Genomic DNA, 12,230 nt, shown 5'->3' on the forward strand with positions numbered 1-12,230 from the left:
GGCCAAGCCCCTACCTGGTCCGGAAGCCGGTTTCGCGCCCCCGCCCCGTGAACAGCCCCGCCTGCCGCTCGGGAGGCAGGTTGCCCAGGGCGATGAGGTGCGGGGCCTGGGACAGGGCCTGGGTGCGGGTCGCCTCCTTCGCCGACCACAGTGCGCGTACCGTGCCCTGGACCGGCTCGGTCGGGTAGGACGCGATGACCGCCGCCGATCTGGTCGCCGCCGCCAACAGCTCGGCCGCGGGCGCGAGTTCGGAGACCAGGCCCGTCTCGTACGCCCTCCGTGCGGAGACCCTCTCGGCCGTCCCCATCAGCGACATCCTGGCGACCTCGCCGAACGGCATCCTTTGTGCCATGAGGATCGCCTCGTACGCGCTGACCATGCCGTACGTGGTGTGCGGGTCGAAGAACGTGGCGTGCTCGGCGGCGATCACGAACTCCGCCTCGCCCAGGAGATAGAAGGCGCCCCCGCACGCCATGCCGTTGACGGCGGCGATGACCGGCTTCCACAGGTCGTTGGCCTTGGGGCCGATGGACAGGAGCGGGTCGTCCATCGAGTAGGGGGAGTCGGGCTGCGGCACGTCCGTGTCACGGTCGATGCCGGTGCAGAACGCCTTCTCCCCGGACCCGGTGAGGACGATCGCCCGCACGGTGTCGTCGAAGCGGAACTCCCGCCATGTTGCGGTGAGTTGGGCGGCCGTGTCGGGGTCGATCGCGTTGTGGCGGGCTGGGCGGTCGAGCGTCACGACCGCCACGCCCGTGTCCTTGTCGAACGCCGTGCGCAGGCTCATGGCCGCTCCAGGAGCCAGCGGGGCATCGCGATCCCGTTCACGTCGGTGAACGCGACCTGCACCTTCGCGCCGATGCGGAGGCGGTCGGGGTCGACGGAGTTCAGGGGCGCGTCCGGGGCGGCGACGAGGTTGCCGACCAGGCGGATGCGGGGGGCTTCGGCCAGTTCGACGATGATCGCGTTGTACGGGGCGTCTGCCGCGTACGCGGGGAGCAGGGGTGGGTGCGGCCTTACGTAGGACCAGATGCGGCCCCTGCCGCTCATGCGGCGCCACTCGCTGTCGAAGGACTGGCAGTGGGGGCAGCAGGGCCTGGGCGGCCACCGGAGCTCGCCGCAGGCGGTGCAGGCTTGTATGCGGAGTTCGCCCTGGGCTGCGTACTCCCAGAACGGGGCACCGTCTGTGTCAATCGTGGGGGACAGCAGGGGCTCGGTGGTCGCGTCTGCCATGTCTTGGCCTCTTCCGGGTGCGGGATCGTCGTGGTTGCTCGCGCAGTTCCTCGCGCCCCTTAAGGGGCGCGCAGGAGTACTGCCGACGTCGGCACTCCCTCGCCCGCCGTCACCAAACACGTGGCCGCGTCGGGTACTTGGGCCGTGCTCGTGCCCCGCAGTTGCTTCACGCCCTCGTTGATGAGGTTGAAGCCGTGGACGTACGCCTCGCTCAGGCCGCCGCCCCCGGTGTTGATCGGCAGGCGGCCCCCGCTCTCCAGCGCGCCTCCTTCCGTGAACGCGCCGCCTTCGCCCCGGCCGCAGAAGCCGTATCCCTCCAGGGACAGCGGGATCAGGGGGGTGAACGCGTCGTAGATCTGGGCCACGTCCACGTCCTGTGGTGCGAAGTCCGCCTGCTTCCAGAGGTGGCGGGCCGCCGTCCAGGCCGGGCCCGTCAGCGGGTCGTCGTTCCAGTAGTTGACCATCCCGTGGTGCTGCGCGGGCAGGCCCTGGGCGACCGAGTGGATGTACACCGGCTTCTGGCGGCAGTCCCGCGCCCGTTCGGCCGAGACGATGACGCACGCCAACGCCCCGTCCGTCTCCAGGCAGTTGTCGAAGAGGCAGAGCGGCTCGCTGATCCAGCGCGAGGACATGTACATCTCGCGGGTCAGCGGCCGTTCGTACATCATCGCGGCCGGGTTCTGGTTCGCGCGGTTCCTGCACGCGAGGGCCACGTTGAACAGGTGGTCGCGGGTCGCCCCGTACTCGTGCATGTAGCGGCGCGCCAGCATCCCGATCTCGTCCGCCGGGCGCAGGAGTCCGAAGGGGCGCGTCCACTGGCCGGGGGTGGGGAGCTGGACCGCCGTGTTCTTCCACGGGCGCGGGCCGCTGCCGCGCTTGCGGGAGCGCCAGGCGATCCCGACGTTCGCCTGCCCGGTGGCCACGGCGGCCGCGAGGTGCGCGATGGTCGCGCAGGAACCGCCGCCGCCGTAGCCGACCTTGCTGAAGAAGGTCACGTCGCCCGCGCCGATCGCCTTGGCGACCTCGACCTCGTCCGTCTCCTCCATCGTGTACGAGGCGAACGCGTCGACCTCGGACGGCGCGATCCCCGCGTCGTCGAGCGCGGCGACGATCGCTCGGCAGGCCAACGTCTTCTCGTCCTCGGGCAGTTGTTTGGCGAACGCGGTCTGCCCGATCCCGACTATCGCTGTAGCGTCTTTGAGTGAAGCCATGGGCAACGGCACCTCCGCGAGTGGCGAGGCTCCAGGGCTTCGCCATACGTCGTCCCGACTGCTGACAGCGCGTCAGGTTACAGCTAATCTGACGGATAGTCAGCTACTGCGGCGGAGGGGCTTGCGATGCGCGGCGACCTGGAGTGGGGCAGCATCCCGGGACTGGTCCGGGCGGCGGCCGAGCGGTACGGGGAGCGGGAGGCGGTCGTCGACGGCCGCACCCGCATCTCGTACGAGGAGCTCGGCCGGCGCGTGGAGCGGGCCGCCGCCGCGTGCATGGCCAACGGGGTCAACTCCGGTGACCGGGTGGCCGTCTGGGCCCCCAACACCCTCGACTGGATCGTCTCGGCGCTCGGCGCGGTGACCGCGGGCGCGGTCCTCGTCCCCCTCAACACCCGCTTCAAGGGCGCGGAGGCGTCCTACGTACTGCAACGCAGCCGCGCGAAGCTGCTCTTCGTGACGGGCACCTTCCTCGGCACGTCGTACGTCGCGTCGCTGCGCCGCGCGGCCGTGGAGGGCGAGGGGGAGGGGCCGCTGCCCGGCCTTCCGCACCTGGAGCAGGTGGTGGTCCTCTCCGACGACGCCCCGGAGGACTTCCGTACCTGGAAAGACTTCGTGGCCAGCGGCGACGGGGTGAGCGGACAGGACGTACGGGAGCGCGCGGACGGCGTCGAGACGGCGGCGCCCTCGGACATCATCTACACCTCGGGCACGACGGGCCGCCCCAAGGGCGCGGTCATCACCCACGCCCAGACCCTGCGCTGCTACGACGTATGGAGCGAACTCGCGGGCCTGCGCGAAGGCGACCGCTATCTGATCGTCAACCCCTTCTTCCACACCTTCGGCTACAAGGCGGGGATCATCGCCTGCCTGATGCGCGGCGCGACGATGATCCCGCAGCCGGTCTTCAACGTGGACACGGTCCTGGCGAACGTGGCCGCGGAACGGATCTCGGTCCTGCCAGGACCACCCACCCTCCACCAGTCCCTCCTCGACCACCCCGCCCGCGACCAGCACGACCTGTCGGCCCTGCGCCTGGTGGTGACGGGCGCGGCGGTGGTCCCCCTGCAACTGGTCGAGCGCCTGCGTACCGAGCTGCGCATCGCCACGGTCCTGACGGCGTACGGCCTCTCGGAGGCGAGCGGCATCGTCACGATGTGCCGCCAGGGAGACGCGGCGCAGACCATCGCGTCGACCTCGGGCCGGGCCATCCCGGACACGGAGGTGCGGGTGGTGAGCCCCGGCGGCGAGGTGCTTTCGCCGGGCCACCCGGGAGAGGTCCTGGTCCGCGGACACAACGTCATGCAGGGTTATTTCGAGGACCCGGCGGAGACGAAGAAGGCGGTCACGCCGGACGGCTGGCTGCGGACGGGTGATGTCGGGGTCCTGGACGGGGCCGGCAACCTCCGGATCACGGACCGGATCAAGGACATGTTCATCGTCGGCGGATTCAACGCCTACCCCGCGGAGATAGAGCAACTCATCGGCGTGCACCCGCAGGTGGCGGACGTCGCGGTGATCGGCGTACCGGATCCGCGGCTCGGTGAGGTGGGGAAGGCGTACGTGGTGCGGCGGCCTGCCGCGGTGCTCACGGCGGACGACCTGATCGCGTGGTCACGCCGCGAAATGGCGAACTACAAGGTCCCCAGGGAGGTCGAGTTCGTGACGGAGCTGCCGAGGAACGCGAGCGGCAAGGTCCTCAAACACGAACTGCGAGGCCACCGAGCCTAGTTGGCCGCGTCCCGCTCCCCGCGGCTGCGCTCGATGCAGAACTCGTTGCCCTCCGGGTCGCTGAGCGTGACCCAGCCCCGCCCGTCGGGCACGCGGTGATCCTCCACGAGCTTGGCGCCCAGCTCAAGGACCCGCTCGACTTCCTCGTCACGGGTGCGGTCCTGCGGCTGCAGGTCGACGTGCACGCGGTTCTTGACGGTCTTGGTCTCGGGGACGGTCACGAAGAGCAGGGTGATGCCTTCGGCCTCGACGAGGGCTTCCGGGTCACCGGGGATGTCGTCGTCGGAGACCTTGCCGCCGAGCACTTCGGCCCAGAAGGTGCCCTGACGGTAGGCGTCGGAACAGTCGAACGTGAGGTGGCGCACGAGTGTGGTCATGCGCGGCACTATCCGGGAGGGGCCCGGGGCTGTCCAACGAGTTTCCGGCGACTGCCGACGGGTTCACGTCGGCCGAAAACCTCCCTTGAACGTGTGTTCTGAACCAACGTTCTGAACGGACGTTCAAGACTGTTGTACGGTGGATCCATGGGACACCGAGAACAGCTGATGACCGGCGCCAAGCGATGCCTTCAGGAGCGGGGATACGCCCGTACGACCTCCCGGGACATCGCCGCCGCCGCGAACAACGCCCCCGTAGGGACGATCAACTACCACTACGGCTCCAAGGAGGCCCTGCTCAACGCCGCTCTCCTGGAGACCCTCATGGAGTGGGGCACAGCGATCGTCGACCGGCCGGTGGGCGCGGAGGGCGGTGCGCCCGAGACCCTGGAGCGGATGTGGGCCCGCATCATCGGGTCCGAGGCCACGGACCGGCCCATGCTGGTCGCGAGCACCGAGGCCTTCGCGCAGGCCGAGCGTGCCCCCGAGATCCGCGAGCAGATCGCCGCCGCGTACGAGCGCGCGCGCCCCGAGATGGCCGCCCATCTGCACGGCATCGATGCCGCCGATGACCCGGACACGGCCCGCGCGGTCGGCTCGGTCCACATGGCCCTGGTCGCGGGCCTGACCCAGCAGTGGCTCATCGACCCGGACCACGCGCCGTCCGCGCACGACGTGGCGGTCGGCCTGCGGGTCATCGCCCGGCGGCTCGAAGAGGACGCCGGGTCCGCACCCACAGCCGACTGACCCACCGGCCGACCGACCGATCGACCCCCGGGAGTGGAAGTGCCGAAGCCCTTCACCCACCTGCACGTCCACACCCAGTACTCGCTCCTCGACGGAGCCGCCCGTCTCGGCGACATGTTCAAGGCCTGCGACGAGCTGGGCATGTCGCACATCGCGATGACGGACCACGGCAATCTGCACGGTGCGTACGACTTCTTCCACCAGGCCCAGGGCGCGGGCGTCACGCCGATCATCGGCATCGAGGCGTATGTGGCGCCGGGGTCCCGCCGCGACAAGCGGAAGGTCCGGTGGGGGCAGCCGCACCAGAAGCGGGACGACGTGTCCGGCTCCGGTGGGTACACCCACAAGACCCTCTGGGCGGCGGACAGAACGGGGCTGCACAATCTCTTCCGGCTGTCGTCGGACGCGTATGCCGAGGGCTGGCTGCAGAAGTGGCCTCGCATGGACAAGGAGACCCTGGCCGCGTGGTCGGAGGGGATCATCGCCTCCACCGGATGCCCGTCGGGCGAGCTGCAGACGCGTCTTCGCCTCGGGCAGTTCGACGAGGCCCGCAAGGCGGCGGGCGAGTACCAGGACATCTTCGGCAAGGACCGCTATTTCCTGGAGCTGATGGACCACGGCATCGAGATCGAACGCCGGGTCAGGGACGGTCTGTTGGAGATCGGGAAGGAACTGGGGATCCCTCCGCTCGTCACCAATGACTCGCACTACACCTACGCCCACGAATCCGCCGCCCACGACGCCCTGCTCTGCATCCAGACCGGCAAGAACCTCTCGGACCCGGACCGCTTCCGTTTCGACGGCACGGGCTACCACCTGAAGTCCGGGGACGAGATGTACGCCATCGACACCTCGGACGCCTGGCAGGAGGGGTGCAGGAACACGCTGCTGGTCGCCGAGCAGATCGACACCACCGGGATGTTCGAGAAGCGCGACCTCATGCCCAAATTCGAGGTGCCGGACGGTTATACGGAGGTCAGTTGGTTCCGCGACGAGGTGGCCACGGGAATGCGGCGGCGGTTTCCGGAAGGGGTGGGGGACGCGTATGCGCGGCAGGCCGAGTACGAGATGGACGTCATCATCCAGATGGGGTTCCCGGGCTATTTCCTCGTGGTCGCCGACTTCATCATGTGGGCCAAGTACAACGGCATCGCGGTGGGCCCGGGGCGCGGTTCGGCAGCCGGTTCACTCGTCTCGTACGCGATGGGCATCACGGACCTCGACCCCATCGAGCACGGCCTCATCTTCGAGCGGTTCCTGAATCCCGAGCGCGTCTCGATGCCGGACGTCGACATCGACTTCGACGAGCGCAGGCGCGTGGAAGTGATCCGGTATGTGACGCGGAAGTACGGCGCCGACAAGGTCGCCATGATCGGCACATACGGGAAGATCAAGGCGAAGAACGCCATCAAGGACTCCGCGCGGGTCCTCGGATATCCGTACGCGATGGGCGACCGCCTGACGAAGGCGATGCCACCGGACGCGGGCGGAAAGGGAATCGAGCTCGCCGGCATCACGGACCCCTCCCACCCTCGCCACGGCGAGGCGGGCGAGATCCGGGGGATGTACGAGAACGAACCCGACGTGAAGAAGGTCATCGACACCGCGAAAGGTGTGGAGGGCCTGGTCAGACAGATGGGCGTGCACGCGGCAGGCGTCATCATGTCCAGCGAGACCATCACCGACCACGTGCCGGTGTGGGTGCGGCACAGCGACGGCGTGACGATCACGCAGTGGGACTATCCGCAGTGCGAGTCGCTCGGCCTGCTCAAGATAGACTTCCTGGGCCTCAGGAATCTGACCATCATGGACGACGCGGTCAAAATGGTGGCGGCGAACAAGGGCGTGGATCTCGATCTCCTCACCATCCCCCTCGACGATTCCCGCACCTTCGAACTCTTCGGCCGCGGCGACACATTGGGCGTGTTCCAGTTCGACGGCGGCCCGATGCGTTCGCTGATGCGCCTGATGAAGCCGGACGAGTTCGAGGACATCACGGCGGTCACCGCGCTGTACCGGCCGGGACCGATGGGCATGAATACGCACACGAACTACGCACTGCGGAAGAACGCCCAGCAGGAGATCATCCCCATTCACCCGGAGGTGGAGGAGCCCCTGCGGGATGTGCTCGGCCTGACGTACGGCCTGGTCGTCTACCAGGAGCAGGTACAGAAGGCGGCGCAGGTGCTCGCGGGCTACACGCTCGGCCAGGCGGATCTGCTGCGCAGGGCCATGGGCAAGAAGAAGAAGGAAGTCCTGGACAAGGAATTCGTCCCGTTCCGTGACGGCTGCCGGGAGCGGGGTTACGGGGACGAGGCGATCCAGGCGGTCTGGGACGTCCTTGTCCCGTTCGCGGGCTACGCGTTCAACAAGGCGCATGCGGCGGCGTACGCACTGGTCTCGTACTGGACGGCGTACTTGAAGGCGAATTACCCGGCCGAGTACATGGCCGCCGTGCTGACCTCCGTCCGTGACGACAAGGACAAGTCCGCGGTCTATCTCAACGAGTGCCGCCGGATGGGGATCAGGGTCCTGCCGCCGAATGTGAACGCGTCGGTGGCGAACTTCGCGGCACAGGGCGACGACGTCATTCTCTTCGGCCTGACGGCGGTGCGGAATGTGGGGGCGAGCGTGGTCGACGTGATCGTCAAGTGCCGCAAGGAGAAGGGGAAGTACGAGTCATTCCCCGACTACCTGGAGAAGGTGGACGCGACCGCGTGCAACAAACGCACGACCGAGTCACTCATCAAGGCGGGCGCCTTCGACGAGATGGGCCATACGCGCAAAGGGCTCACGGCTTGCTACGAGCCCTTGATCGACAATGTCGTACAGGTGAAGCGGAGGGAGGCGGAGGGCCAGTTCGACCTCTTCGGGGGCGAGCGTTTCGGGGGCGAGCGGGAAGCGGCCGATCCGGGGCTCGGACTCGGGCTCGGGCTCGGGCTCGGGCTCGACGTCGAGTTCCCCTCCGGGGAGTGGGAGAAGACGTATCTCCTCGCCCAGGAGCGGGAGATGCTCGGCCTCTACGTCTCCGACCACCCCCTCTTCGGCGTCGAGCACGTCCTGGCGGCGAAGGCCGACGCGGCGATCGCGAGCCTGACCGGGGGCGAGCACGCGGACGGCGCGGTGGTGACCATCGGCGGCATCATCTCCGGGCTCCAGCGCAAGGTGACGAAGCAGGGCAACGCGTGGGCGGTCGCCACGGTGGAGGATCTGGCGGGATCGCTGGAGTGCATGTTCTTTCCGGCGGCGTATCAGCTGGTGTCGACCCAACTGGTGGAGGACACGGTGGTGTTCGTGAAGGGTCGCCTCGACAAACGGGAGGATGTCCCGCGCCTGGTGGGGATGGAGCTGTCGGTCCCAGACCTCTCGCACGCGGCGGCGGACGCGCCCGTGCTCCTCGACATGCACGAGCCCCAGGTCACCCCGCTCTCGGTCGCCCAGCTGAAGGAGATCCTCCGCTCGCACCCGGGCCCCACGGAGGTGCGGCTGCGGGTGCGGGGGAGGGAGCGGACGACGGTGTACCGGCTCGGGTTCCGGGTCGCGGTCCGCCCGGAGTTCTGGGCGGACCTCAAGGCGGCGGTGGTGGTGGCGCGGGGGGCGTAGGGATCCGGGGGAGGGCTTAGGGATCGGGCGGGCGTAGGGATCGGGCTGCGCCATTTGCCGGGTCGGCAAAGTTCCTCGCGGGCGGGGGATGCGGGGGCCCAGGATCATGACGTACGTACTTGTTCCGTACGTATCGACTGCGCACGCATCTGCTCTGCCGCTGCCGGCGCATCCGCTGATCCTGATCCGGGAGGAAACATGTCGCACCACGCCCCGCACCACCGCCTGGTGGACGTCCCCGGCGGCCGGATCCACCTCGTGGAACAGGGCACGGGCCCCTTGGTCCTCCTGGTCCACGGCTTCCCCGAGTCCTGGTACTCGTGGCGTCACCAGCTCCCGGTGCTCGCCGAGGCGGGCTTTCGCGCGGTGGCGATCGACGTGCGTGGCTACGGCCGCTCGTCGAAGCCGCGGGAGGTGGACGCGTACCGGATGCTGGCGCACGTCGCCGACAACGTCGGGGTCGTCCGCGCCCTGGGCGCGGAGACCGCGACGATCGTGGGCCACGACTGGGGCTCGGCCATCGCGGCGAACTCGGCACTGCTGAGGCCGGACGTGTTCACGGCGGTGGGCCTGCTGAGCGTCCCCTACGCGCCCCGGGGCGGGCCCCGTCCCACGGACGCGTTCGCCATGATCGGCGGAGGGGACGAGGAGTTCTACGTCAGCTACTTCCAGGAGGAGGGGACGGCGGAGGCGGAGATCGAGCCGGATGTGCGGGGCTGGCTCGCGGGGTTCTACGCGGGCCTGTCGGCGGACACGATGCCGTCGCCCGACCACCCGAGCCTTCACTTCGTGGCCAGGGGCGGACGGATGTCGGACCGCTTCGGGCCGGCATCGAGGCTGCCCTCCTGGCTGGCGGAGGCCGATCTCGACGTCTACGCGGGCGAGTTCGAGCGGACGGGGATGACGGGCGCCCTCAACCGCTACCGCAACGTCGACCGCGACTGGGAGGACCTGGCGCCGTGGGACGGCGCCCCCATCACTCAGCCGTCACTGTTCATCGGCGGCGACCAGGACGCGTCGACGACGTGGCTGGCGGACGCGATCAAGGCGTACCCGCGGACGCTGCCCGGCCTGGTGTCCTCGCACATCCTGGAGGGATGCGGGCACTGGGTGCAGCAGGAGCGGGCGTTCGAGGTGAACCGGCTCCTGGTGGAGTGGCTGAGGGCGTTCCACGTGGCGTGACGCCCTGACGCCTGACGCCCTGCGTCAGTGGCCGACGGGTGGCTCCACGCAGCCGGTCTCCATGAAGGGGCCGTTGGCCTTCGCCTCGTAGTTGGTGGGCTGCACGAAGGCGGTGACGCAGGCGTCGTCGCGTACGCGGAGGCCGATCATGGTGCCCTCGGGGGTGACGTACTGGTCGTTCTCGTAGCGGGAGCGCATTGCGCTGACGATGAGGTTGCCGCTGAGTACTTTGCCCTTGCTGCCGTACTTCTCGATCTTGTATCCGAGCTCTCCGGTGAGCGCGGCCCGCACGCTCTCGGGGTCCCACTTCTTCGCCTTGTGGAGCCGCTTGAGGACGGGCCCGATGCGGGCGGCCTCGGCCTGGGCGGCTTCCTCGCTCGCGGGGGACATGTCGCCGGGGCGGCGGTAGGCGTTGTTCTCACCGTTGTGGGGCGCGCCGTCGACGACACCGGGTTCCACGTAGGGGGAGGCGCCGGGGCCGGGGGTCTGGCTCGCCTCTGGGGAGGCGGAGCCGGAGGCAGCGGTGGTGGTGCCGTGCCGCTGCTCGCCGCAGCCGGTGAGGGATGCTGCGAGGGCGGCGCCTATGAGGAGAGCGGACATCGTGCAGGGGCGCCGCCGCTGGGTTGAGGTGACCATGTTCATGACTCTTCCACGTTCTCGTGGGCACCGTTCCGAAGTCTGACGTCATCGTCTTCGACAAGACCGGCCTCGACATCGCCACCTTGGACCGCATCCCAGCAGAGAAGGTCGTCCTGGCGGTCGAGGTCGTCTCCCCCGGCTCACGGAAGGATGATCGCTTCCTCAAGCCGGGAATGTACGCGGAAGCGGGCATCGCCTACTACTGGCGTGTGGAGCGCGGCGACGAGATCGCCCCGGTCGTCCATGAGTTCTGGCGGCACCACGAGTCCGGCGTATTCGTCCCGAGTCCCGAACGCCCCGTCCACACCGGCAAGCTCACCACCGAGGTGCCCTTCCCGATCGACATCGACCTGCGGAGTCTGATCGAGGTCTGACTAGGCCTGGGCGGCGGGCTGCGCCCGGAACTTTTCGACCAGGGCGGGCGGGGCCTTCTCCGGGGAGCCCGCGTCGTACGGCGGCTGGGGGTCGTACTCGATGAGCAGCTGCACGGTCTGCGCGTGCTCGTCGCCCGCGATCTTCCCGGCGAGGGTGAGCCCCATGTCGATCCCGGCGGAGACGCCCGCCCCGGTGACGTACTTCCCGTCGAACACGACGCGCTGCCCCGTGGAGTCGACCCCGAACTGCTTGATCTGCTCAAGGGCGAGCCAATGGGACGTGGCCCGGCGCCCCTTGAGAAGCCCGGCGGCCGCGAGGATGAGGGACCCGGTGCAGACGGAGGTGGTCCAGGTGGTGGTGGCATCAACGGCGCGCAGCCAGTTCAGCAGGGCCTCGTTCTTGAGATCGGGCTCAGGACTTCCCGGTACGACGACGATGTCCGGGCTGCTGACCTCGGCGAGGGACTTCGTGGCGACGAGGGAGAGGGCGCGGGTGTCGTCGAGTACGGGACCGGCCTGCTCGGCGACGAAGACGACTTCGGCGCCGGGGAGTCCGGCGAGGGTCTGGAAGGGGCCGACGGCGTCGAGAACGGTGAACTTGTCGTAGAGCAGGATCGCTATTTGCATGGGGTCCCTTTCCCGGGGCGATGTCGTGCCGTCCCCCAAGTCTTCAGACGCACCCCGATGGCTGCAATGACGAGTTCCCCGCCTTTTCTGCCATGGGAGGCGTCCGGACGTGGGCCCAGACATGCGTCGACCGCGGTGGCTCCCCTCCGCGCCACCGCGGTCGACCCCCGTTTCCCCCTGCTCCCCCGTATCCCCCGTGCCCCCGTGTCCCCCGTCGGGATGTGAGTCTTAGGCGTCCTTCGCCGGCGGGGTGGGCATGTGACCGTCGCCCAGCGTGGTCACTTCGCCGTCCTTCGGCGGGCTGGGCATGTGGCCGTCGCCGAGTGTCGTGATCTCGCTGTCCTTCGGCGGGACGGGCATGTGGCCGTCGTCCTTGATCGTTGTCTTCTTCTTCGCATCGCTCATGGTGACAACTCCTATGGAATTGCAGGGGCTCTGGGAACTAGATCGCCCGTTCGGAAACTCCCCCGAGGGTTGCCGAACGGGCGATCTAGGGGCCGCTCACG

Annotated in this window: 12 protein-coding genes; 5 read left to right on the forward strand and 7 right to left on the reverse strand. The window is 68.9% G+C overall.

The window, feature by feature from the left end; genetic code table 11:
- Window positions 1-10: 10 nt before the first annotated feature.
- The 3 genes from M4V62_RS24175 to M4V62_RS24185 are packed head-to-tail and all read right to left on the reverse strand — an operon-like array spanning window position 11 to window position 2,444.
- Window positions 11-787 carry an enoyl-CoA hydratase/isomerase family protein gene (locus M4V62_RS24175; RefSeq protein ID WP_249589316.1) on the reverse strand — a complete coding sequence of 259 codons (777 nt, stop codon included), beginning with the start codon at window positions 785-787 and terminating at the stop codon, window positions 11-13.
- Complete coding sequence (locus M4V62_RS24180) at window positions 784-1,233, reverse strand: Zn-ribbon domain-containing OB-fold protein (RefSeq protein ID WP_249589317.1); 450 nt, start codon at window positions 1,231-1,233, stop codon at window positions 784-786. Before M4V62_RS24180 ends, M4V62_RS24175 begins: the two co-directional genes overlap by 4 nt.
- A 59-nt stretch (window positions 1,234-1,292) precedes the next feature.
- Entirely contained in the window at window positions 1,293-2,444 is a 1,152-nt protein-coding gene (locus tag M4V62_RS24185) for a lipid-transfer protein (RefSeq protein ID WP_249589318.1), read from the reverse strand.
- Between the two features lie 126 nt (window positions 2,445-2,570).
- Here M4V62_RS24185 and M4V62_RS24190 point away from each other — a divergent pair, with 126 nt between their 5' ends.
- On the forward strand, window positions 2,571-4,175 hold the full coding sequence (locus tag M4V62_RS24190; RefSeq protein ID WP_249589319.1) for a FadD3 family acyl-CoA ligase: 1,605 nt from the start codon (window positions 2,571-2,573) through the stop codon (window positions 4,173-4,175).
- Here M4V62_RS24190 and M4V62_RS24195 read toward each other — a convergent pair.
- Entirely contained in the window at window positions 4,172-4,552 is a 381-nt protein-coding gene (locus M4V62_RS24195; RefSeq protein WP_249589320.1) for a VOC family protein, read from the reverse strand. The two genes, M4V62_RS24190 and M4V62_RS24195, sit on opposite strands and share 4 nt — an antisense overlap.
- Before the next feature lie 147 nt (window positions 4,553-4,699).
- Between M4V62_RS24195 and M4V62_RS24200 the strand changes: the two genes are divergently transcribed.
- The 3 genes from M4V62_RS24200 (at window position 4,700) to M4V62_RS24210 (ending at window position 10,084) form a co-directional block, all read left to right on the forward strand.
- On the forward strand, window positions 4,700-5,299 hold the full coding sequence (locus M4V62_RS24200) for a TetR/AcrR family transcriptional regulator (protein ID WP_249589321.1): 600 nt from the start codon (window positions 4,700-4,702) through the stop codon (window positions 5,297-5,299).
- Between the two features lie 39 nt (window positions 5,300-5,338).
- The gene (gene dnaE, locus M4V62_RS24205; protein ID WP_249589322.1) at window positions 5,339-8,902 is read left to right on the forward strand and encodes a DNA polymerase III subunit alpha; all 3,564 of its coding nucleotides are present in this window, start codon (window positions 5,339-5,341) and stop codon (window positions 8,900-8,902) included.
- A 198-nt stretch (window positions 8,903-9,100) separates the two neighbouring features.
- A complete protein-coding gene (locus tag M4V62_RS24210; RefSeq protein ID WP_249589323.1) occupies window positions 9,101-10,084 on the forward strand; it encodes an alpha/beta fold hydrolase in 984 nt (327 codons plus the stop codon).
- Between the two features lie 24 nt (window positions 10,085-10,108).
- Here M4V62_RS24210 and M4V62_RS24215 read toward each other — a convergent pair whose 3' ends face one another.
- Window positions 10,109-10,720, reverse strand: coding sequence for a hypothetical protein (locus M4V62_RS24215; RefSeq protein WP_249589324.1), 612 nt, complete (start codon window positions 10,718-10,720; stop codon window positions 10,109-10,111).
- 23 nt (window positions 10,721-10,743) lie between these two features.
- On the opposite strand from M4V62_RS24215, the gene M4V62_RS24220 reads away from it, so the two are divergent.
- Window positions 10,744-11,097, forward strand: a complete 354-nt coding sequence (locus M4V62_RS24220) for a Uma2 family endonuclease (RefSeq protein WP_249589325.1) — start codon at window positions 10,744-10,746, stop codon at window positions 11,095-11,097.
- On the opposite strand, the gene M4V62_RS24225 is transcribed toward M4V62_RS24220, so the two are convergent.
- Together M4V62_RS24225 and M4V62_RS24230 are read right to left on the reverse strand one after the other, a co-directional pair.
- Window positions 11,098-11,724, reverse strand: a complete 627-nt coding sequence (locus M4V62_RS24225; RefSeq protein ID WP_249589326.1) for a DJ-1/PfpI family protein — start codon at window positions 11,722-11,724, stop codon at window positions 11,098-11,100. It abuts the gene before it with no gap.
- Window positions 11,725-11,952: 228 nt separating this feature from the next.
- On the reverse strand, window positions 11,953-12,129 hold the full coding sequence (locus M4V62_RS24230) for a hypothetical protein (protein ID WP_249589327.1): 177 nt from the start codon (window positions 12,127-12,129) through the stop codon (window positions 11,953-11,955).
- Between the last annotated feature and the right edge of the window lie 101 nt (window positions 12,130-12,230).

The organism is Streptomyces durmitorensis (assembly GCF_023498005.1).
Lineage (GTDB): Bacteria > Actinomycetota > Actinomycetes > Streptomycetales > Streptomycetaceae > Streptomyces > Streptomyces durmitorensis.